Below are 21,806 nucleotides of genomic sequence, written 5' to 3' on the forward strand. Positions count from 1 at the left end.
CAGCCCGCCCGCTCGTCGGAGGGTCAGGGCGGCGGCGACCGCGGCCCGCGCCCCGGTGGCGCGCCCCGTCCCGGCGGTCCCCGCCCGGGCAACAACCCGTTCGCGTCCTCCCAGGGCATGCCCCGCTCCGGCGGTCCGCGTCCCGGTGGCCCGCGCCCGGGCAACAACCCGTTCGCGTCCTCGCAGGGCATGCCCCGCCCGGGCGAGCGCCGCTCCGACGCCCCGGCCGCCTCGGCCGGCGCGCAGGCCGGCGACCGTCCCGGCGGGCCCCGTCCCGCGGCGCCGCGTCCCGGCGGCCCGCGCCCGAACCCGGGCATGATGCCGGGCCGCAGCACCAGCGGCGTCGGCCGCCCCGGCGACCGTCCGGCCCGTGCCGGCGGCGGCGGTGGCCGTCCCGGTGGTGGCGGCGGCTACGGCGGCGGCGGCGGCCGTCCCGGTGGCGGCGGCGGCTTCGCCGGCCGTCCGGGTGGCGGCGGTGGCCGTCCCGGTGCCGGTGGCCGCGGCTCGACCCAGGGCGCGTTCGGTCGCGCCGGTGGTCGTCCGGTCCGCGGGCGGAAGTCGAAGCGCGCGAAGCGCCAGGAGTTCGAGCAGATGCAGGCGCCGTCGCTCGGCGGCGTGCAGGTGCCCCGCGGGAACGGCTCGACCGTCATCCGCCTGCGCCACGGCTCGTCGCTGAACGACTTCGCCGACAAGATCGACGCCAACCCGGCCTCGCTGGTCACGGTGCTGTTCCACCTCGGTGAGATGGCGACCGCGACCCAGTCCCTCGACGAGGACACCTTCGGCACGCTGGCCACCGAGCTCGGCTACGTCGTCGAGATGGTCTCGGCCGAGGAGGAGGACCGCGAGCTGCTCGGGGCCTTCGACATCGACCTGGACGCCGAGCTCGAGGGCGAGGGCGACGAGGACCTGTTCCCGCGCCCGCCGGTCGTCACCGTCATGGGTCACGTCGACCACGGAAAGACCAAGCTCCTCGACGCCATCCGGTCCACGGACGTCGTCGCGGGCGAGGCCGGCGGGATCACCCAGCACATCGGCGCCTACCAGGTCCGCACCGAGCACGAGGGCCAGGACCGGGCCATCACGTTCATCGACACCCCGGGTCACGAGGCGTTCACCGCCATGCGTGCCCGTGGTGCGCAGGTGACGGACATCGCGATCCTCGTGGTCGCGGCGGACGACGGCGTGATGCCCCAGACCATCGAGGCGCTCAACCACGCCCAGGCGGCCAACGTGCCGATCGTGGTCGCGGTCAACAAGGTGGACAAGGAGGGGGCCAACCCCGCCAAGATCCGCCAGCAGCTCACCGAGTACAACCTGGTGGCCGAGGAGTACGGCGGCGACACCATGTTCGTCGACGTCTCCGCCAAGCAGCGCATGGGCATCGACGACCTGCTCGAGGCCGTGCTGCTGACCGCGGACGCCGCGCTCGACCTGCGGGCCAACCCCGACAAGGACGCCCGCGGTGTCGCCATCGAGGCGAACCTGGACAAGGGCCGCGGCGCCGTCGCGACCGTCCTGGTCCAGTCCGGCACGCTGCGCGTCGGCGACGCGATCGTCGCGGGCACGGCCCACGGCCGCGTCCGGGCGATGTTCGACGAGCACGGCGCGAACGTCACCGAGGCGGGCCCGGCCCGTCCGGTGCTGGTCCTCGGCCTGGCGTCGGTCCCGAGCGCCGGCGACACCTTCCTGGTGGCGCCGGACGAGCGGACCGCGCGGCAGATCGCCGAGAAGCGCGAGGCCGCCGAGCGCGCCGCCCTCCTGGCCAAGCGCCGCAAGCGCATCAGCCTCGAGGACTTCACGCAGGCGCTGCAGCAGGGCAAGGTCGAGACCCTCAACCTGGTCCTCAAGGGCGACGTGTCCGGTGCCGTCGAGGCGCTGGAGGACGCGCTGCTCAAGATCGACGTGGGCGACGAGGTCGACCTGCGGGTCATCCACCGCGGTGTCGGTGCGATCACGCAGAACGACGTCAACCTCGCCACGGTCGACAACGCCATCATCATCGGCTTCAACGTCAAGTACGCGGAGCGGGTGGAGGACCTCGCCGAGCGCGAGGGCGTGGACGTCCGGTTCTACTCGGTCATCTACCAGGCGATCGACGACGTCGAGGCGGCCCTCAAGGGCATGCTCAAGCCGGAGTACGAGGAGGTGCAGCTCGGTTCCGCCGAGGTGCGCGAGGTGTTCCGCTCCTCCAAGTTCGGCAACATCGCCGGCTCGATCGTCCGGTCCGGGGAGATCCGTCGCAACACCAAGGCGCGGGTGCTCCGGAACGGCGCGGTCATCGGCGACAACCTCACCGTCGAGTCGCTCAAGCGGTTCAAGGACGACGCCACCGAGGTCCGCGAGGGCTTCGAGTGCGGTATCGGCCTCGGGTCGTACAACGACATCACGGTGGGTGACGTCATCGAGACCTGGGAGATGCGCGAGAAGCCGCGCTCCTGACCGGTCCCACTTGCGGGTCTGCCCCCACGCGCCGAGCGTGGGGGCAGACCCGCGGCCGTCTGTGCGCCCGCCGACGCGGGCGATGAGAGGAGTTCGACATGGTGGACCACCCCCGGGCCCGCAAGCTCGCGGACCGCATCCAGCAGATCGTCGCGCAGATGCTCGACACCCGGATCAAGGACCCGCGCCTCGGGTTCGTGACCGTCACCGACGTGCGCGTGACCGGTGACCTGCAGCACGCCAGCGTGTTCTACACGGTGCTCGGCGACGAGGAGGCCCGGACGGGCACGGCCCAGGCGCTGGAGAGCGCGAAGGGCCTGATCCGGTCCGAGGTCGGCAAGCAGACCGGCGTGCGGCTCACCCCGACGCTGGAGTTCCACCTGGACGCCGTGCCCGAGACCGCCGCCCACCTGGACGCGGCGCTGCTCGAGGCGGCGCGCCGCGACCGCGAGGTCTCGGCGCTGGCGACGGGCGCGCAGTACGCCGGCGACGCCGACCCGTACCGCAAGCCCGCGGACGAGGACGAGCCCGAGTCCTGACCGTACGTGCCGAGTGTCCAGAAACCACGGGGCATATCGCCCGAACCGACCCGGTTTCTGGACACTCGGCAGGTCAGGCCTCCGCGCGGCCCGTGGCGCGGGGCATGGCCAGGGAGGCCACGGCGGCCAGGGTGAGCACCGCCGCGCCGGTGAGGACCGCCGGGCGCAGGCCCGCGTCGAAGCCGTCCGGGCTGATCGTCCCGCCCGCGGCCGTGAACACGGCGGTCAGCACGGCCACGCCGAGCGCCACGCCGACCTCCCGGAGCGTCGAGTTCGTCGACGAGGCGGTGCCGTGGTCGTCCGGGGCCATGCCGGACAGCACCGCGGTGGCGCTGGGCGCGAAGGTCAGGCCCATGCCGATCCCGGCGAGCACCAGCCCCGGGACCAGCGCGGCGTACCCGCCGTCGGCCACCGCGAACCCGAGCCAGGCCAGCCCGGCCGCCTGCGCCACGAGGCCGCCGGTGAGCAGGACCCGGACCCCGACCCGCGGCGCGAGCACGCCGGCGATCGGCGCGACGACCATGGGCGCCGCGGTCCACGGCAGGGTGCGCAGGCCGGCCTCGAGCGGGGAGTAGCCCTGCACGACCTGGAGGTACTGGGCGAGCAGGAACACGGCCCCGAACGCGCCGAGCGAGAACGCGAAGCCGGAGACGTTCGCGACGGAGAAGCTCCGCGACCGGAACAGCCGCAGCGGGACGAGCGCGTGCGGCGTCCGGGACTCGTGCCGCAGGAACAGCGCGAGGGCGACGACCCCGCCGACGACCGGGCCGAGCACGCCGGCCGACGTCCAGCCGTCCTCGTTGCCGTGCACGACGCCCCAGACGATCCCGAGGACGCCCGCCGCGGCGAGCACCAGCCCGAGCAGGTCGAGCCGCTGCGCGCGGCCCCGGCCCTCCGGCAGCGCCCGCAGGACGAGCGGCACGGCGACCAGGGCGACGGGCACGTTGATCCAGAACATGGCCTGCCAGGAGATGCCCTCGACGACCGCGCCGCCGACGACCGGCCCGAGCGCGACGCCGAGGCCGGACACGCCGCCCCACACGCCGATGGCCATGGCGCGCCGGGACGCCGGGACCGCCGCGGCGAGCAGGGTCAGCGACAGCGGCATGACCGCCGCGGCGCCGACGCCCTGCACGGCGCGGGCGGCGATCAGCGCGCCGGGGGAGCCGGCCAGCGCGGCGGCGATGGACCCGAGGGTGAACACCGCGATCCCGCCGAGGAAGGTGCGGCGGCGGCCCCAGCGGTCGCCGACGGTGGCGGCGGCGATCATCAGCGTCGCGAACGCCAGCGTGTAGGCGTTCACCACCCACTGCAGGTCGGTGAGGGTCGCGCCGAGCTCGGCCTGCAGGACGGGCAGCGCGCTGGTGACGACGAGGTTGTCCAGCGTCGCCATGAACATGGGCAGCGAGGCGGCCAGCAGCGCGACGGCGACCGGGACGGCGTGGGTCGTGCTGCGGCCGGCGGTGCCGCCGATGGCGGGTCCGCCCGGCGCGGCCAGGGGCGCGGCCGAGGGCGTGGCCCCGGGCGCGGCAGCGGCCCGCGGGTCTCCGGGGCTCCCGGCGACGGGGCCGCCCGGGGCGGTGGTGGGGGTCTGCGTCGACATCGGAGGCTCCTGTAAGCATCGGCTGATTACTTCGACCCGACGGACGTTAGTAATCGACTGATAACCTGTCAACCATGGACCTCGACCAGGCCGCCCGGCCCGCCCCCCGCGCCCCCCGCATGTCGGGGGACCAGCGGCGCGAGCAGATCCTCGCCGCGGCGGTCGAGGTGTTCGCCGAGGGCGGCTACGCCGGGACGACGACCGACCAGGTCGCGCGGGCCGCCGGGGTGTCGCAGCCGTACGTCGTGCGGCTGTTCGGGTCCAAGCAGCGGCTGTTCCTCGAGGCGTACCGGCACACCATGGAGCGGGTGCTCGGGGCGATGTCCGCCGTCGAGGCCGGTCCCGGCGCGGTCGAGCGCACCGGGCGCGCCTACGTCGAGCTCATGGCCGACCGCGACCTGCTGCGCGTCCTCATGCACGGCTTCACGGCTGAGGACCCGGAGGTCACCGCGCTCGCCCGGCACACCCTCGGCGAGGTCTTCCGGCTGTTCCGGCAGCGCGTCGAGCCCGACGACCCGGACGGCGACGAGACCGCGCGGCGGTTCGTGGCCGACGGCATGCTGATCAACGTGCTGCTCAGCTCGGACGGCTTCGCGCACGTCGGCGAGGACGCGGGGTTCGACGCGCTGCTGCGCTGCTTCGCGCCCGAGGTCGTCGCCGCGGGCACCGCCGCGGCCGGCGACCACGCCGGGGCGACGGCGTGAGCCCCGCGCGCGACCAGCGCCGCTCCGACCGCCCGCGCCGCCCGACGGCCCCCGACGGCCTGCTCGTCGTCGACAAGCCGCAGGGCTGGACCAGCCACGACGTCGTCGCGAAGGCGCGCGGGCTCGCGGGCACCCGCAAGGTCGGCCACGCCGGCACGCTCGACCCGATGGCCACCGGCGTCCTGGTGCTCGGCGTCGGCCGGGCGACCCGGCTGCTCACCTACGTCGTCGGCGCGGACAAGGAGTACACCGCGACGATCCGGATCGGCGTGACGACCACGACCGACGACGCCGAGGGCGAGCTCGTCGCGCGCGCCGACGCCTCCGGGGTGGCCCGCGCCGCGCTGGACGCCGGGGTCGCCGACCTGACCGGCCCGATCCAGCAGGTGCCCAGTGCCGTCAGCGCGATCAAGGTGGACGGGCAGCGCGCCTACGCGCGGGTCCGGGCGGGGGAGGACGTCGAGCTCGCGGCCCGGCCGGTGACGGTCTCGCGGTTCGACGTGCACGAGGTGCGCGAGGTCCCCGACGCGGACGGCTCGGGCGTCGCGGCGCTCGACGTCGACGTGACCGTCGTGTGCTCGTCGGGCACGTACATCCGCGCGCTGGCCCGCGACCTCGGCCGGGCGCTCGGCGTCGGCGGGCACCTGACGGCGCTGCGGCGGACGCGGGTCGGCGGGTACGGGATCGACGGCGCGCGCTCGCTCGACGACCTGGAGGCGTGGCCGGCCGACGTGCCGCTGGACACGCTGCCGCTCGCCGACGCAGCCCGGGCGACGTTCCCGGTGCGCGAGCTCACCGAGGCCGAGGCCCGGGCCCTGTCCTACGGCCAGCGGATCCCGGCGACGGGCACCGGTGCGGGCGTCACGGTCGCGGCGCTCTCCCCGGAGGGCACCCTCGCGGCGCTGCTGGAGGACCGCGGCCCGCACGCGCGCCCGGCCCTGGTGTTCACCGCCGCGACCTGACCCAGCACGCCGAGGTAGGGCCCCCGGGCCGAGGGAGGACCGCCCGCGGCCCTATCTCGGCGGAACGGTCCTCTCTCGGCGCTGGATGCGCCGACGACGTGGCGCGCGCCGGGCTCAGCCCAGCGCCGCCACCACGGACGCGACGCGGCGCTCCCGGGTCGCGTCGGTCTTCGCGCCCTCGACCGCCAGCACGTGCGCGCGCTGCTTCGAGTACGACAGCGCCGCCCACGCCTCGGCCACCGCGGGCCCGCCCGCGGCGAGCGCCGCCGCCAGGTCGGGCGGGACCTCGACGGTGCGGGGCGCGTCGTCGACCGCGAGGTCCACCTCGACGGGCTCGCCCGCCTCGATCCCCGCGGCGGCGCGGTTCGCCGCCGAGACGCCCACCCAGTACCCGCCCGAGTAGGGCGCGATCGAGCCGCGGTAGCGGTGCCCGTTGATCGTGACGACCACGGGCACCCGCTTCCCGCGTCCCAGCCCGGTGACGACGTCCTCGGGGACCTCGATGCCGGTGGTGGTGCCGCCGGTGGCGACGAGGGTGGTGCGGAGCGTGACCATGCGGGACCTCCGGGGGCGGACGCGTGGCGCGAGCGTAGCGCCGCGCCGCGCGGGCGCCCGCGCGGCGCACCCCGCGCGCCGTGGCAGGCTTGTCCCCGCGCCGCGACCCGCCGGCGCCGACCGCGCCGCGAGGCGCCGACCGACGGGAGAGCTGGTGCAGCGCTGGACGGACCTCGCGCAGGTCCCCGCGGACTTCGGGCCGTCGGTGGTGACGGTCGGCAACTTCGACGGGGTGCACCGCGGCCACGTCGGCGTGCTGACCCGGATGGTCGCGGACGCGCGCGCCGTGGGCGCCCGCTCGGTGGCCGTGACGTTCACGCCGCACCCGCAGCAGGTGCACCGCCCCGACACCGCCCCGCCGCTGCTGACCGGCGACGCCGACCGGCTCGAGCTCCTGGAGCAGACCGGCCTGGACGCCGTGCTGCTGCTGACGTACACCCTGGACTTCGCGCAGCAGACCGCCGAGGACTTCGTGCGCCGGTACCTCGTGGACGGGCTGCGCGCGCGCACCGTCGTCGTCGGGCGGGACGTGCGGTTCGGCCGGGGCAACGCCGGCGACCTCGCGACGATGGTCGAGCTGGGGGAGCGGTTCGGGTTCGCGGTCGAGGTGATCGAGGACGTGGCGCCGGACCCCGCGGACGCGCCCGGGGTCGAGCCCGACGACGCCGAGGGCGCGGCCGCGGCCCTCGCCGACCCGCTGCGCCGCCGCTGGTCGTCGACCTGGGTCCGGGAGCTGCTGGTGGCCGGCGACGTCCGCCAGGCCGCCCGCGTGCTCGGCCGCCCGCACCGGATGCGCGGCACGGTGGTGCACGGGGACAAGCGCGGTCGTGACCTCGGGTTCCCGACGGCGAACCTGTCGCAGGACGCCACGGGCATGGTCCCGGCCGACGGCGTGTACGCCGGCTGGCTGCGCCGTCCGGCCGTGCCCGCCGGGTCGCCGGACGCGGTGCTGCCCGCAGCGGTCTCCGTCGGCACCAACCCGACGTTCGCCGGGCTGCAGCGCCGGGTCGAGGCCTACGTGCTGGACCGGACCGACCTCGACCTGTACGGCGAGGAGGTCGTCCTGGAGTTCGTCGAGCGGCTGCGCCCGACGCTGCGGTTCGACTCGGTCGACGACCTGATCACGCGCATGCACGAGGACGTCGCCGGGGTCCGGGACGTGCTCGCCGGCGCCGCCGGCTGACCACCCGCACCTGGTAGACTCGCACAGCCGTCAGAACGGCCGCGGACCGAGAGCGCCCGGGTGGACCTGCCCCGGAGCACCGCGCAACGAGACAATCCAGGAGAGTCGTGCCCCTCGACAGCGCCACCAAGAAGTCCATCATGGCCGAGTACGCCACCCACGAGGGTGACACCGGCTCGCCGGAGGTCCAGATCGCGATGCTGACGCAGCGCATCAACGACCTCAACGAGCACCTCAAGACGCACAAGCACGACCACCACAGCCGCCGTGGGCTGCTGCTGCTGGTCGGCCAGCGTCGCCGCCTCCAGGCCTACCTGCAGAAGGTCGACATCGACCGCTACCGCAGCCTGATCCAGCGGCTCGGCCTGCGCCGATGACCGCGTGACCAGCCCGGACCCCGCGCGGGGTCCGGGCTGGTCCTGCGTCGGGCCCCGGGGTCCGGGACCCGACGCCAGCACCACCACAGCACCACTTCTCACTCCGCGCCGGTCGACGCGTCCGGTCCTCGGTAGTGGTTCCCGGAACCTCGTGTCCGGGTGCCTCGATCGAAGACCGCCGTGACCGGTCCGGCGCCTTCGAGACAAAGGAGGGCACCCGTGGAGGGTCCCGAGATCCAGTTCGCCGAGGCCGTGATCGACAACGGTCGCTTCGGCACCCGCACCGTCCGCTTCGAGACGGGCCGCCTGGCCAAGCAGGCCGCCGGCTCCGCGATGGCCTACCTCGACGGCGAGACGGCCCTGCTGTCCGCCACGACGGCCGGCAAGCACCCCAAGGACCAGTTCGACTTCTTCCCGCTGACGGTGGACGTCGAGGAGCGGCAGTACGCCGCGGGCAAGATCCCCGGCTCGTTCTTCCGCCGCGAGGGCCGCCCGTCCACCGAGGCGATCCTGGCCTGCCGCCTGATCGACCGCCCGCTGCGCCCCCTGTTCGTCAAGGGTCTGCGCAACGAGGTCCAGGTCGTCGTCACCGTGCTCGCGATCCACCCGGACGACGCGTACGACGTGCTGGCGATCAACGCCGCGTCCATCTCCACCCAGATCTCCGGCCTGCCGTTCTCCGGCCCGGTCGGTGCGGTGCGCATCGCGCTGATCGACGGCCAGTGGGTCGCGTTCCCGCGGTACACCGAGCGCGAGCGCGCGACGTTCGAGATCGTCGTCGCCGGCCGCGTGGTCGAGGGCGGCGACGTCGCGATCGCGATGATCGAGGCCGAGGCGCCCGAGAAGTCCTGGAACCTCATCAAGGACGAGGGCGGCGTCGCCCCGACCGAGGCCGTCGTGGCCGAGGGCCTCGAGGCGTCCAAGCCGTTCATCAAGGTCCTGGTCGAGGCGCAGCAGCAGCTCGCCGCGCAGGCCGCCAAGGAGACCCGCGACTTCCCGACGTTCCCGGACTACCAGCCGGACGCGTACGAGGCCGTCGAGGGCGCCGCCGAGGCGAAGATCCGCGAGGCCATGCAGATCGCCGACAAGCAGACCCGCGAGGGCCGCCTGGACGAGATCAAGGCCGAGGTCCTGGACCAGCTCGCCGCCTCCTTCGAGGGCCGCGAGAAGGAGCTGTCCGCCGCGGTGCGCTCGGTGACCAAGAAGGTCATCCGCCAGCGCATCCTCACCGACGGCTTCCGCATCGACGGCCGTGGCCTGCGGGACATCCGCACGCTGTCCGCCGAGGTCGAGGTCCTGCCCCGCGTGCACGGCTCGGCGCTGTTCGAGCGCGGCGAGACCCAGATCATGGGTGTCACCACGCTGAACATGCTCCGCATGGAGCAGCAGCTCGACACGCTGTCGCCCGAGACGCGCAAGCGCTACATGCACAACTACAACTTCCCGCCCTACTCGACCGGTGAGACCGGCCGCGTGGGCTCGCCGAAGCGGCGCGAGATCGGGCACGGCGCCCTCGCCGAGCGCGCGCTCATGCCGGTGCTGCCGAGCCGCGAGGAGTTCCCCTACGCGATCCGCCAGGTGTCCGAGGCCCTCGGCTCCAACGGCTCGACCTCGATGGGCTCCGTCTGCGCGTCGACCCTGTCGCTGCTGAACGCGGGTGTGCCGCTGCGCGCCCCCGTCGCCGGCATCGCCATGGGCCTCGTGTCCGACACGGTCGACGGCGAGACCCGCTACGCCGCGCTGACCGACATCCTGGGCGCCGAGGACGCGTTCGGCGACATGGACTTCAAGGTCGCCGGCACCCGCGAGTTCGTCACGGCCATCCAGCTCGACACCAAGCTCGACGGCATCCCCGCCTCCGTGCTGGCCGACGCGCTGACCCAGGCCAAGGAGGCGCGCCTCGCGATCCTCGACGTCATCAACGAGGCGATCGACACGCCCGACGAGATGTCGCCGAACGCCCCGCGCGTCATCACGGTGAAGGTCCCGGTCGACAAGATCGGCGAGGTCATCGGCCCGAAGGGCAAGATGATCAACCAGATCCAGGAGGAGACCGGCGCCGACATCTCGATCGAGGACGACGGCACGGTCTACATCGGCGCCACCGACGGTCCGTCGGCGGAGGCCGCGCGGGCGGCGATCAACGCGATCGCGAACCCGCACATGCCGGAGATCGGCGAGCGCTTCGTCGGCACGGTCGTCAAGACGACCACGTTCGGCGCGTTCATCTCGCTCTCGCCCGGCAAGGACGGCCTGCTGCACATCTCGCAGATCCGTCGCCTCGTCGGCGGCAAGCGCGTCGAGAAGGTCGAGGACGTCCTCGGCGTGGGCCAGAAGGTCCAGGTCGAGATCGGTGAGATCGACCCGCGCGGCAAGCTGTCGCTGCACGCCGTGGTCGAGGACGAGGCGCCCGCCGAGGGCGCCGAGTCGACCGAGCCGGCCGACGCCTGACGTGCCGCTGGACCTCCCTCTGGTCGCGCCCGGGCAGCCGGGCAGCGACCTGACCGCCGGGCAGGCGGGCGACGGATCCGTCCGTCGCTCCGTCCTGCCCGGCGGGGTCCGCCTGCTCACCGAGCACGTCCCCGGCGTGCGGTCCGCGTCCGTCGGGGCGTGGGTCGGCGTCGGCTCCCGGGACGAGTCCGACGGGCACCACGGCTCGACGCACTTCCTCGAGCACCTGCTGTTCAAGGGCACCGCGCGGCGCACGGCGATGGACATCGCCGAGGCGTTCGACGAGGTCGGCGGCGAGGCGAACGCCGCCACGGGCAAGGAGCACACCTGCTACTACGCCCGGGTGCTCGACGAGGACCTGCCGATGGCGGTCGACGTCATCAGCGACATGGTGACCTCCGCCCGCCTGGACCGCGACGAGCTCGAGACCGAGCGCGGCGTGATCCTCGAGGAGCTCGCCATGAACGACGACGACCCGAGCGACGTCGTGCACGAGCGGTTCGCGACGGTCGTCCTCGGCGACCACCCGCTCGGCCGGCCGATCGGCGGCACCCCGGACACGATCCGGGCCGTGCCGCGGGACGCCGTCTGGGAGCACTACCGGCAGCACTACCGTCCGGACACGCTCGTCGTGACCGCGGCGGGCAACGTCGACCACGACGCGCTGGCCGCGCAGGTCGCGCGGGCGCTGGCGGACGGCGGCTGGGACCTCGCCGACGGGGTCGCGCCGGCCGCGCGCCGGGGCTCGTCCGAGGCGCTGCCGGTGACCGCCGGCGCGTCCGAGGTCACCGTGCACCGCACCACCGAGCAGGGCAACGTGATCGTCGGCGGGACCGGCCTCACGGCCACCGACCCGCGCCGGTTCACGCTGTCCGTGCTGAACGCGGTGCTCGGCGGCGGCATGTCGTCGCGCCTGTTCCAGGAGATCCGCGAGAAGCGGGGCCTGGCGTACTCGACGTACTCGTTCGCGTCCGGCCACGCCGACACCGGCGTCTTCGGCCTGTACGCGGGCTGTGCGCCGGCGAAGATCGACGAGGTCACCGAGCTCATGGTGGCCGAGCTGGAGCGGCTCGCGGACGGCGGCATCACCGACGCCGAGCTGCGCCGGTCGGTCGGGCAGCTGTCCGGCAGCCTGGTGCTCGGCCTGGAGGACTCCGGGTCGCGCATGAGCCGGCTCGGCAAGTCCGAGCTGGTGCACGGCGAGCTGCTGTCCACGCAGGAGTCGCTCGACCGCGTGCGCGCGGTCACGGCCAACGAGGTGCAGGAGCTCGCCGCCGACCTCGCGTCGCGGCCGCGGTCCGTGGTGCGGGTCGGGCCGTTCGGCGGCTGACACCGACGGGCGCCGCCCACGCACGTCCAGGAGCCGGGTCCCCTCGCGGGGCCCGGCTCCTGCCGTCCCGGGCCGGAGGTCCCGTTCCGCCGCGCGCCGCGCGGGACGATGATGAGGGCATGGCCGCCGTCACCTCCGCCCGCCGCTCCGTCGCCGTCGCCCCCCGGTCGCCCGGGCTGGTCGAGGCGCTCTGGGTGGCCCGGGCGCCGCACGCCGCCCCGCCGCGGGTGGCGCTGCCCGACGGTCGGCCGTCCGCCGTCGTCCGGCTGGGGGCGCCGGCGCGCTGGGTGGACCCGCTGACCCGGGAGGCGGAGCCGGTCGGCAGCGTGCTGCGCGGCCCGCGGGTCGTCCCGGGCGTGGTGCTGCCCGCGGGGGACGCCGAGTCCTGGGAGGTGGGCGCGCGCCTGGCGCCGTGGGCGCTGTCCGCGCTGCACCCCGCGGGCTTCCTGGTGGACGAGCACCGGCCGCTGGGCGAGGCGCTCGGCCTGGACGAGCCCGCGCTGGCGGCGGGCATGCGCGCCGCCTGGGCCGCCGCCGCCGGGGACGGCGAGGCCGCCGCGGCCGCCGCCTGCGTGGCGGTGCTGGAGGACGCGCTCGCCGCGGCGGTGCGGCGTCCCGTGCCGGCCGCCGACCGGGACGCCGTGGACCGGGTCGCCCGGTACGCCGACGCGGAGCGCGGCCTGGTCCGGCCGGTGGACCTGGCCCGGGAGGTCGACCGCTCGCTCGCCGGGCTGCACGCGCTGCTCGCGGCGCACGTCGGGCTGAGCCCGTCGGCGTTCCTGTCGACCGTCCGGCTGTCCTGCGCGGTGCGCGAGCTCGGGGTCGACGACCGCGGCGACGCCGTCGGCGTGGTCCGGGTGCTGCGCGCCTACGCGGACGCCGGCTACCCGCAGCGGGAGGTCGAGCGGTTCACGGGGCTGCCCGCGCTGGACCTGCGCCGGGCGGTCCGCGGCATGGAGGACGTGCTCGCGACGGCGTAGCGCTCGCATAGGCTGCGACGGTGAGCGAAGCGATCACGGTGGCCGTGCTGGGCGCGGCCGGCCGCATGGGACGGACCGTCGTCGACGCCGTGGAGTCGGCGCCCGACCTGGAGCTGGTGGCGGCGCTGGAGCACGGCGACGACGTCGGCGCGGTCGCCGCGACCGGCGCGCGGGTCGCGGTGGACTTCACGGTCCCGGCGGTCGCCGAGGCCAACGTGCGCTCGCTCGTCGCCCAGGGGGTGCACGCGGTCGTCGGCACCACCGGCTGGACCGCCGAGTTGCTGGCGCGGGTCGAGGCCGACCTCGCGGAGCGCCCGGGCGTGGGCGTGCTGATCGCGCCGAACTTCGCGCTCGGCGCGGTGCTGGCCATGGCGTTCGCCGCCCGGGCCGCCCGCTGGTTCGAGTCGGTCGAGGTCGTCGAGCTGCACCACCCCGACAAGGTCGACGCCCCGTCGGGCACCGCCCGGCACACGGCGGCGGCCATCGCGGCGGCCCGCCGCGACGCCGGGCTGGGCCCGGTCCCGGACGCCACCACGACCGCCCTCGACGGCGCGCGCGGCGCGGACGTCGAGGGGGTGCGGGTGCACGCGGTGCGGCTGCGCGGGCTCGTCGCGCACGAGGAGATCCTGCTCGGCAACGCCGGGGAGCAGCTGACGATCCGGCACGACTCGTTCGACCGCGTGTCGTTCATGCCCGGCGTGCTGCACGCCGTCCGGCAGGTGGGGTCGCGCCCCGGGCTGACGGTCGGCCTCGAGCACTACCTGGACCTGGGCTGAGCGGCGTGGCGGACCCCCGGGAGCCCGCTGCCCGCGACGACGGGCCCGAGCCCGCCCCTGGCGGCCGGCGCCGCACCGGGCTGGTCGCCGCGATCGCCCTCACCGCGCTGCTCGGCCTGTACCTGTGGCTGGTCGCGGGCCGCGCGGTCGCGCTGATCCGCACCGGCGAGCCCGTCGGCGTCGGACTGGGTGCCGCGTTCGCGCTGCTGCCGCTGCTGGTGCTGGGCCTGGTCGCCCGCGAGTGGCTGCTCGCGGTCGACGTGCAGCGGATGGCCGACACGCTCGCCGCGCGCGGCGAGCTGCCAGTCGACGACCTGCCGCGCAGCCCCGGCGGCCGGATCGACCGCGCGGCCGCGGCCGGGCAGTTCGAGGCGGCGCGCGCCGAGGCCGAGGCGGCGCCGGACGGCGACTGGGGCACCTGGTACCGGCTGGCGTTCGCGTACGACGCCGCCGGGGACCGGAAGCGCGCCCGCGCGGCCCTGCGGCACGCCTCGCGCGTGCACCGCGGCCGCGCCGCCGCGGGCGAGGCCCCGCGCGGCCTGTCCTGACCCCACCCGCGGCCGCGCGGCCGCGTCAGGCGGGGGTCAGGTACGCGCGCAGGGCGTCCGCGGGCATCGGGCGGGCCACCAGGAACCCCTGCACCAGCGGCACCCCCGCGGCGCGCAGCGCGTCGAGCTGTGCGTCCGACTCCACGCCCTCGGCCACGACGGTCATGCCCTGCTCGACGGCCATCCGGTGCACGAGCTCGACCAGCAGCGCGTCCAGCGGGTCGTCGAGCATCCCGGCCACCACGGACCGGTCGATCTTCAGCACGTCCACGGGCAGCCGCGTGACCTGGCGCAGCCCCGACATCGCCCCGCCGAGGTCGTCCAGCGCGATCGGCACCCCCGCGGCGCGCAGGGCGGCGAGCGCGGGCAGGGCGCCGGCGACCTGCGCCTCGGTCGCGGCCTCGGACAGCTCCAGGCGGACGCCGGCGTGCGGCGTGCCCGTCGCGTCCAGCACCCCGAGCACCCGGTCGGCGAGCAGCGGGTCCTCCAGGGCGGTGGGGGACAGGTTCACGTTCACCACCGCGGGGGCGTCGTCGCCGAGCGCGGCCCGCCAGGCGGCCCGGTCGGCGCACGCCCGCTCCAGGACCCACAGGTCGAGCTCCAGGGACAGCCCCGCCCGCGCGGCCCGGTCCAGCGGTGCCACGGGGCCCGCCAGCCGCCCCTCGGCGTCCCGGGAGCGCAGCAGGGCCTCGACCTCGCGCACCGACCCGTCGGCGGTGCCGGCGATCGGCTGGTAGTGCACCTCCAGCGCCGCGAGGTCGAGCCCGGGCAGCGCCGCCAGCCCCGCGAGCCCGACCGGTCCGGCGCCGGGGCCGGAGTCGGCGCCGGCCAGCCGCACCCGGTCGCCGCCGGCCTTCTTGGCGCCGTACATCGCGAGGTCGGCGTCGCGCAGCAGCCGGTCGTGGTCGACGTGCGCGCCCGCGCCGAGCGCCAGCCCGACCGACACCCGGGAGTGCGCGGGGACCGGCAGGCCGGGGTCGTGCGCGGCGATCGCGGACCGCAGCACCTCGCCGAGGTCCAGCGCGCGCACGCGCCAGGGGTCGTCGGGCGTCTGCGCGGGCAGCAGCCGCGCGAGCGCGAACTCGTCGCCGCCGAGCCGCCCGACCACGTCGCCGGGCTGCGCCGACGCGGCGAGCCGGGTGGCGACCGAGTGCAGCAGCGCGTCGCCGAACGAGTGCCCCAGGGTGTCGTTGACCTCCTTGAGCCGGTCGAGGTCGAGGAACGCCAGGACCACCGCGCCGCCGTCGTCGCGCGCGGACGCGCACAGCTCGCGCAGCCCGTCGACGAACCGCGCCCGCGAGGTCACGCCGGTGAGGTGGTCGTGCGACGCCTCGTGCGCGAGCTCGGCGGCCAGGGCCTCCATGAGCGTCGTCGGGTCGAGGATGCCGACCGGCCCGCCGTCCGGGCCGGTGACCATCATGTCCTGGTAGCCGTCGCCCCCGACCAGCCGCTCGGCGGCCTCGGTCAGCGAGGCCCGGACGTCGACCCACGGCACCTCCCAGCGGGCGACGTCGGCGACGGGCCGCCGGCCCCACAGCGACCGCCCGAACCCGTATCGGCCGGTCATCGTGGTGAGGAAGTCCTTGCGGGCGACCATCCCGTACGGGCCGCCTGCCTCGCGCGGGGCGACGAGGACCGAGGAGCCGGTCCACCGGGTGCGGAAGCCGACGTCCACCGCCTCGCAGGAGTCGGTCGGGGCGACGACGACGGGGGCGGAGACCAGGTCGGACAGGAGCCGGCCGCGGTCGGCACGCCGCCAGGGCGCGCGGGTCTGGGGGGACACGCCCGCACGATCGCCCGCCGGGGCGCTGACCTGAGCCGTCGCCGCGCGCCGTCGCCGGCTGTTCGCGCGCCGTTCACCCCGCGCCGCCCGACCGGGTGACGCGGTCACCCGCCCGGGCGCGCCCGGCCGCGCCCGCCGGGCGGCACCGGCGGCACCGGGTGGCACCGGGTCAGATGCTGGCGCCCCAGAGGTGCTCGACGATCTCGCGGGGGTCGTCCTGCTCGCCGAGCACCCGCGTCGCGCCGACGTCGCCCAGGCCCGCGGAGCCGAGGAACTGCTCGCGCGCGGTGTCGCCCTGGACGACCCAGGTCTGCACGCTGGTGGCGCGGTCCTCGTCCCGCAGCAGGTCGACGACGGCGGCGAGCAGCCGGGAGCCGTGGCCGAGCCGGCGCTCGGCGGGGTCCACCTCGAGCGCGAGGATCTCGCCGCCCGGGGTGTCGTCGCCGGACCCGGGCGGCGCGGTGACGGGCGCGACGGACGCGAACCCGACGAGCCGCGGCCCGTGCATCGCCACCAGCACCCGGTAGCCGCGCCCGGGCGGCGACGCGATCGCGGTGGCCCACTGGTCGGCGACCCGCGCCGGGTCGACCCGGTCCAGCACGTCCTCGCCGACGAGCTCGCCCAGGGTCGCGCGCCAGGCCGCGACCTGCACGGCCGCGACGGCGCCCTCGTCCCCGGGCACGGCGGGGCGGACGGAGACGTCGGAGGTGGCGGCGAGCAGGGGGTCCATGCCGGTCACAATGCCACGTACACCGGCTCGAGGTACTCCTCGATCCCGGCCTCGCCGCCCTCGCGGCCGATGCCCGAGGACTTGACGCCGCCGAACGGCGCGCTGGCGTCGGAGACCATGCCGCGGTTGATCCCGAGCATCCCCGCCTCGACGCCCTCGGCCAGCCGCATGACCCGGTCGACGTCCTTCGTGTAGGCGTACGCGACGAGGCCGAACTCGGTGCCGTTCGCGAGCCGCAGGCCGTCGGCCTCGTCGCCGAACGTCACGACCGGCGCCACCGGGCCGAAGATCTCCTCCCGCACGGCGCGGGCGTCCTCGGGCACCCGGTCGAGCACGGTCGGCGGGTAGAAGTACCCGCGCCGGCCGGGGCGCTCGCCGCCGGTGCGCACCCGCGCGCCGTCGTCGGCCGCCTCGGTCACCAGCTCCTCAACCCGGTCGACCGCGGCCTTCTCGATGAGCGGCCCGACGGCCACGTCCGGGGCGGTGCCCGGGCCCATGACCAGGCGCTCGAACGCGGCGGTCAGCCGGTCGGCGAACTCGGCGGCCACCGGCTCCTGGACGAGGAACCGGTTGGCCGCGACGCAGGTCTGGCCGGCGTTGCGCATCTTGGCGGCGACGGCGCCCTCGACTGCCGCGTCCAGGTCGGCGTCCGCGAACACCAGGAACGGCGCGTTCCCGCCGAGCTCCATCGAGGTGCGCAGCACGTTGTCCGCGGCCTGCTTCAGCAGCGAGCGCCCGACCTCCGTCGACCCGGTGAACGACAGCTTGCGCAGCCGCGGGTCGGCGATCACGGGCTCGGTCAGCGCGCGCGAGGACGAGGTCGGCAGCACGTTGATCACGCCGGCCGGCAGGTCGCGGGCGTCGAGCTCGGCACGGACGATCTCGGCGAAGTACGCGGTGGTCAGCGGGGTGAGCTGCGCCGGCTTGATGACCACCGGGCAGCCGGCGGCGAGCGCGGGCGCGACCTTGCGGGTGATCATCGCGATCGGGAAGTTCCACGGCGTGATGAGCAGCGCCGGGCCCACCGGCCGCCGGAGCACGAGCTGGTGGTGCGTCCCGGCGGGGGCCCGGCGGGTCAGGCCGTCCAGCCGCACCGCCTGCTCGGAGTACCAGCGCACGAACTCCGCCGCGTACTGCACCTCCGCGCGCGCCTCGGCGAGCGGCTTGCCGCCCTCGGCCGTGATGAGCGCCGCCAGGTCCTCCGCGCGGGCGACCATCGCGTCGAACACCGAGCGCAGCACGTCCGACCGGGTGCGCGGGGCCACCGCGCGCCACGCCGGGAACGCCCGGTGCGCCGCGTCGAGCGCCGCGAGCCCGTCCGCGGGCGTGGCGTCCGCCACCTCGAACAGCACGTCGGTGGTCGCCGGGTCGGCCACGGCGAACGTGCCGCCCCCGGTCGCGTGCCGCCACTCGCCGTCGATCAGCAGGCCGGTGGGCGTGTGGGCGGCGACGTACGGGGGCAGCGGCGAGGTCATGCGGCCCAGTGTCGACCCGGACCTCGTCGACGGCGACCGCCGGACCTCCCGGGTCGCGGGGGCGCGAGTCTCTACGATGGCCCCATGACGACCCCCGCCGGCCCGATCGAGACGCCCTACGAGGACCTGCTCCGGCTGGTGCTGGAGACCGGCACCCCGAAGGCGGACCGCACCGGCACCGGGACCCGCAGCGTGTTCGGGCACCAGATGCGGTTCGACCTGCAGCAGGGGTTCCCGCTCGTCACCACCAAGCGCGTGTTCCTGCGCGGGCTGACCGAGGAGCTGCTCTGGTTCCTGCGCGGCGAGCGCAACGCGCGGACCCTGCAGGAGAAGGGGGTGCACATCTGGGACGAGTGGGCTGCCGAGGACGGCGACCTCGGCCCGGTGTACGGCGTGCAGTGGCGGTCCTGGCCGACGCCCGACGGCGGCACGATCGACCAGCTCGCGCAGGTGCTCGACGGCCTGCGCCGCGACCCCGACTCGCGCCGGCACATCGTCTCGGCGTGGAACGTGGCGGACATCCCGTCGATGGCGCTCGCGCCCTGCCACGCGTTCTTCCAGTTCTACGTGGCGCACGGGAAGCTCTCCTGCCAGCTCTACCAGCGGTCGGCGGACCTGTTCCTGGGCGTGCCGTTCAACATCGCGTCCTACGCCCTGCTCACGCACATGGTCGCGCAGCAGGTGGACCTGGAGGTCGGCGACTTCGTCTGGACCGGCGGCGACTGCCACATCTACGACAACCACGTCGACCAGGTCCGCGAGCAGCTGACCCGGGAGCCGTTCCCGGCCCCGCGCCTGGTCCTGCGCAAGGCCCCGAGCCTGTTCGAGTACACCTACGAGGACGTGGCGATCGAGAACTACCAGCACCACCCGGCCATCAAGGCCCCCGTAGCGGTCTGACTCGCGCGGACCCCTCCTGGTCCGCTCGGAGCCTCCGAACGGACTCGGGACGTACGGCGCGGGATCGTGGTGGTCCGCGGTGCACCACGAGTCCGCGCGCCCCACTCCGGGTGCGTCCGGAGGCTCCGAGCGGATCCCTCGGGCAGGGGTCAGGGGAGGCCGAGCCAGCGGAGCAGGGCCGCCGTGGCGGCGGCCAGCAGCACCACCAGGACGAACGGGGCGCGCAGCAGCAGCGCCACCGCCGCGACCGCGAGCGCCGCGAGGCGGGCGTCGAGCGCGAGCGCGCCGCCGCCGGTGGCCGTCTGCACGGCCACCAGTGCGGCCAGCAGCGCCGCCGTCACCAGCGCGGCGGTGCGCACCACCCGGGGCCGCTCCAGCAGGGCGCGGGGGACCAGGTGCCCGGCGACCTTGGTCGCGAGCACGACGACCGACGCGGCGAGCACCGCCCACCACACGGCGAGCCGGCTCACGGGGTCACCACCGGGGCCGCGTCGTCGTCGCCGCCCCCTGCGCCCGCACCCCCGCCGGGGCCGCGCCCGGCGCCCGCGCCGCCTCCGTCCAGCGCGCCGACGACCACCGCCAGCGCCGCCGCCGCGAGCACCGGCACCCCGGCGGGCACGACGGGTGTGAGCGCCAGGGCCAGCGCCGCGGCCGCGACGGCCACGACGCGGACCGTGCGGGTCGCCCGCCGGTCGTCGCCGGAGAGCCGCGGCCACAGCAGGGCCAGGAACGCCGCCCCGGCGGCCGCGTCCAGCCCGTACCGGCGCGGGTCGCCCAGCGCGTCGCCGAGCAGCGCCCCCAGCAGCGAGAACGCGTTCCACAGCACGAACACCCCGGCGCCGGTCCACCAGAACCCCGCGCGCGTCGCCGCCGGGGTCGGCTGCGCGGTGGCCACCGCCGTGGACTCGTCGATGGTCAGGTGCGCCGCGAGCAGCCGCCGCCAGCCGGAGGCGCCCAGCAGCGGGGCCACCTGCACCCCGTACAGCCCGTTGCGCGCCCCGAGCAGCCCCGCGGTCGCCACGACCGCCCCGATCCCGCCGCCGGCGCCCACGACGCCCACCGCCGCGAACTGCGAGCCGCCGCTGAACATGAGCAGGCTCAGCGCCATCGTCTGCGGGACGTCCAGGCCGGCGGCGACGGAGAGCGCACCGAACGAGACGCCGTACAGCCCGGTGGCCACGGAGACGGACAGGGCGGTGCGGACGGCCGACCGGACGGCGGGGTCCGGGTCCGCGGCCGAGGAGCGGGCGGGCACCCGACGAGGGTAGGACGTCCCGCCCGGGCGGTCGGCGGGGCGTCCACCCGCTGACCGCCGGGTGACGCCGCGGAACCCCAGGTGAACGACCCGGGAAGCCTTGCGGAACGCACCCCGGCACCCCTCGTCCCCGGTGGCGCGGCCGGGGCAGGGTGGCCAGGGCCGGCGACGGAGCGGGCCAGCACCCTGCCCCCTGAACGAAGCGGACTCCTCCCCGTGACCTCTGCCGACGTCCTCGCCCCGCCGCCGGCGGCCGCGCCCCCGCGCGCGCCCCGGCACCGCGGTGCGCTCCAGACGCGCCGCCGCCGGTCGGCGCTGCTCTGGTTCCTCCTGCTCGCCGGGCCCAACATGGCCCTGCTGCTGGTGTTCGTCTACCGGCCGCTGATCCAGTCGTTCTACCTGTCCACGCTGCAGTGGAACCTCGGCTCGCCCGTGGCCCGGAACATCGGGCTGGGCAACTACGTCGAGCTGTTCACCTCGCGGAACTTCACGCAGGTGGTGACGACCACGGTCGTGTTCACGGTCGCGACGGTCGGCGGCGCGATGCTGCTGGGCCTCGGCCTCGCCGTGCTGCTCAACCAGAAGCTCCGCGGCCGCGGCTTCGCCCGGACCGTGGCGTTCGCGCCCTACGTGCTGTCCGGCTTCGCGGTCGGCATCCTGTGGCTGTTCATCTTCGACCCGCGGTACGGCCTGATGCGCGAGGTGCTCAGCTGGGTCGGGGCCTCCTCGCCGCAGTGGTACACCCAGCGCCCGTGGCCGCTGGTCATGGTGATCGTCGTCTACCTCTGGAAGAACCTCGGGTACGTCGCGCTGATCTACCTGGCCGGCCTGCAGTCGGTCCCGCAGGACCTCAAGGACGCGGCGGCTCTCGACGGGGCGTCGTCCGCCCGGACGCTGCGGTCGATCATCCTGCCGCTGCTCACCCCGACCTCGTTCTTCCTGCTGGTCACGATGCTGCTGGCCTCGCTGCAGTCGTTCGACATCATCAAGGCGATGACCCAGGGCGGCCCGCTCGGGTCCACCACGACGCTCATGTACTCCGTGTACCAGGAGAGCTTCGTCAACGGCCGCGCGGGCTACGCCTCCGCCGTCGCCACGGTCCTGTTCCTCGTGCTGCTGGCCGTCACCGCGGTGCAGATGCGGTTCGTCCAGCGGAAGGTCCACTACGCATGAGCGTCCTGACCCCGAAGCGGCCGGCCGCCGCCCCGACCAC

At 75.6% G+C, this 21,806-nt stretch carries 20 protein-coding genes; 13 read left to right on the top strand and 7 right to left on the bottom strand.

The window, feature by feature from the left end; genetic code table 11:
* Positions 1-2,442 (top strand): translation initiation factor IF-2 (gene infB / locus G6556_RS06700; RefSeq protein ID WP_166939702.1); only part of this gene is annotated, 2,442 nt, incomplete at its 5' end.
* Positions 2,443-2,540: 98 nt separating this feature from the next.
* Positions 2,541-2,981, top strand: coding sequence for a 30S ribosome-binding factor RbfA (gene rbfA / locus G6556_RS06705; RefSeq protein ID WP_166939704.1), 441 nt, complete (start codon positions 2,541-2,543; stop codon positions 2,979-2,981).
* 73 nt (positions 2,982-3,054) lie between these two features.
* Here the strand turns inward: rbfA and G6556_RS06710 are convergent, their stop codons facing one another.
* On the bottom strand, positions 3,055-4,584 hold the full coding sequence (locus tag G6556_RS06710) for a DHA2 family efflux MFS transporter permease subunit (protein WP_166939706.1): 1,530 nt from the start codon (positions 4,582-4,584) through the stop codon (positions 3,055-3,057).
* A gap of 74 nt (positions 4,585-4,658) precedes the next feature.
* On the opposite strand from G6556_RS06710, the gene G6556_RS06715 reads away from it, so the two are divergent.
* Both G6556_RS06715 and truB read left to right on the top strand, forming a co-directional pair.
* Positions 4,659-5,288 carry a TetR/AcrR family transcriptional regulator gene (locus G6556_RS06715; protein WP_240933883.1) on the top strand — a complete coding sequence of 210 codons (630 nt, stop codon included), beginning with the start codon at positions 4,659-4,661 and terminating at the stop codon, positions 5,286-5,288.
* Positions 5,285-6,250 carry a tRNA pseudouridine(55) synthase TruB gene (gene truB, locus G6556_RS06720; RefSeq protein WP_166939708.1) on the top strand — a complete coding sequence of 322 codons (966 nt, stop codon included), beginning with the start codon at positions 5,285-5,287 and terminating at the stop codon, positions 6,248-6,250. Before G6556_RS06715 ends, truB begins: the two co-directional genes overlap by 4 nt.
* Positions 6,251-6,364: 114 nt before the next feature.
* On the opposite strand, the gene G6556_RS06725 is transcribed toward truB, so the two are convergent.
* Positions 6,365-6,805 carry a YdeI/OmpD-associated family protein gene (locus tag G6556_RS06725; protein WP_166939710.1) on the bottom strand — a complete coding sequence of 147 codons (441 nt, stop codon included), beginning with the start codon at positions 6,803-6,805 and terminating at the stop codon, positions 6,365-6,367.
* Positions 6,806-6,959: 154 nt separating this feature from the next.
* Here G6556_RS06725 and G6556_RS06730 point away from each other — a divergent pair, with 154 nt between their 5' ends.
* The 7 genes from G6556_RS06730 (at position 6,960) to G6556_RS06760 (ending at position 14,450) form a co-directional block, all read left to right on the top strand.
* Positions 6,960-7,988 (top strand): bifunctional riboflavin kinase/FAD synthetase, encoded by a 1,029-nt coding sequence (locus G6556_RS06730; RefSeq protein ID WP_166939712.1) that lies wholly within the window; start codon positions 6,960-6,962, stop codon positions 7,986-7,988.
* A gap of 107 nt (positions 7,989-8,095) precedes the next feature.
* A complete protein-coding gene (gene rpsO / locus G6556_RS06735; RefSeq protein WP_166939714.1) occupies positions 8,096-8,365 on the top strand; it encodes a 30S ribosomal protein S15 in 270 nt (89 codons plus the stop codon).
* 219 nt (positions 8,366-8,584) lie between these two features.
* The gene (locus G6556_RS06740; protein WP_166939716.1) at positions 8,585-10,816 is read left to right on the top strand and encodes a polyribonucleotide nucleotidyltransferase; all 2,232 of its coding nucleotides are present in this window, start codon (positions 8,585-8,587) and stop codon (positions 10,814-10,816) included.
* Position 10,817: 1 nt separating this feature from the next.
* Complete coding sequence (locus G6556_RS06745; RefSeq protein ID WP_166939718.1) at positions 10,818-12,146, top strand: pitrilysin family protein; 1,329 nt, start codon at positions 10,818-10,820, stop codon at positions 12,144-12,146.
* A gap of 119 nt (positions 12,147-12,265) precedes the next feature.
* Positions 12,266-13,126, top strand: coding sequence for a hypothetical protein (locus G6556_RS06750; protein WP_166939720.1), 861 nt, complete (start codon positions 12,266-12,268; stop codon positions 13,124-13,126).
* Between the two features lie 20 nt (positions 13,127-13,146).
* A complete protein-coding gene (gene dapB, locus G6556_RS06755) occupies positions 13,147-13,902 on the top strand; it encodes a 4-hydroxy-tetrahydrodipicolinate reductase (protein WP_166939722.1) in 756 nt (251 codons plus the stop codon).
* Between the two features lie 80 nt (positions 13,903-13,982).
* On the top strand, positions 13,983-14,450 hold the full coding sequence (locus G6556_RS06760; RefSeq protein ID WP_166939738.1) for a hypothetical protein: 468 nt from the start codon (positions 13,983-13,985) through the stop codon (positions 14,448-14,450).
* Between the two features lie 25 nt (positions 14,451-14,475).
* Here the strand turns inward: G6556_RS06760 and G6556_RS06765 are convergent, their stop codons facing one another.
* The 3 genes from G6556_RS06765 to G6556_RS06775 all read right to left on the bottom strand — a co-directional run bounded on the left by G6556_RS06765 (position 14,476) and on the right by G6556_RS06775 (position 18,438).
* Complete coding sequence (locus G6556_RS06765; RefSeq protein WP_166939724.1) at positions 14,476-16,233, bottom strand: EAL domain-containing protein; 1,758 nt, start codon at positions 16,231-16,233, stop codon at positions 14,476-14,478.
* A 169-nt stretch (positions 16,234-16,402) separates the two neighbouring features.
* Positions 16,403-16,963, bottom strand: coding sequence for a GNAT family N-acetyltransferase (locus tag G6556_RS06770; protein WP_166939726.1), 561 nt, complete (start codon positions 16,961-16,963; stop codon positions 16,403-16,405).
* A gap of 5 nt (positions 16,964-16,968) precedes the next feature.
* Positions 16,969-18,438 (bottom strand): NAD-dependent succinate-semialdehyde dehydrogenase, encoded by a 1,470-nt coding sequence (locus G6556_RS06775; RefSeq protein WP_166939728.1) that lies wholly within the window; start codon positions 18,436-18,438, stop codon positions 16,969-16,971.
* 84 nt (positions 18,439-18,522) lie between these two features.
* On the opposite strand from G6556_RS06775, the gene G6556_RS06780 reads away from it, so the two are divergent.
* Entirely contained in the window at positions 18,523-19,338 is an 816-nt protein-coding gene (locus tag G6556_RS06780) for a thymidylate synthase (protein WP_166939730.1), read from the top strand.
* Positions 19,339-19,487: 149 nt separating this feature from the next.
* Here the strand turns inward: G6556_RS06780 and G6556_RS06785 are convergent, their stop codons facing one another.
* On the bottom strand, positions 19,488-19,808 hold the full coding sequence (locus tag G6556_RS06785) for an AzlD domain-containing protein (RefSeq protein ID WP_166939732.1): 321 nt from the start codon (positions 19,806-19,808) through the stop codon (positions 19,488-19,490).
* Positions 19,805-20,593 carry an AzlC family ABC transporter permease gene (locus G6556_RS06790; protein WP_166939734.1) on the bottom strand — a complete coding sequence of 263 codons (789 nt, stop codon included), beginning with the start codon at positions 20,591-20,593 and terminating at the stop codon, positions 19,805-19,807. The genes G6556_RS06785 and G6556_RS06790 overlap by 4 nt, the downstream gene beginning before the upstream one ends.
* A gap of 216 nt (positions 20,594-20,809) precedes the next feature.
* Here G6556_RS06790 and G6556_RS06795 point away from each other — a divergent pair, with 216 nt between their 5' ends.
* Positions 20,810-21,766 carry a sugar ABC transporter permease gene (locus G6556_RS06795; protein ID WP_346774762.1) on the top strand — a complete coding sequence of 319 codons (957 nt, stop codon included), beginning with the start codon at positions 20,810-20,812 and terminating at the stop codon, positions 21,764-21,766.
* Positions 21,767-21,806 lie beyond the last annotated feature (40 nt).

The sequence above is a fragment of the Cellulomonas sp. IC4_254 genome, assembly GCF_011603975.1.
Lineage (GTDB): Bacteria > Actinomycetota > Actinomycetes > Actinomycetales > Cellulomonadaceae > Cellulomonas.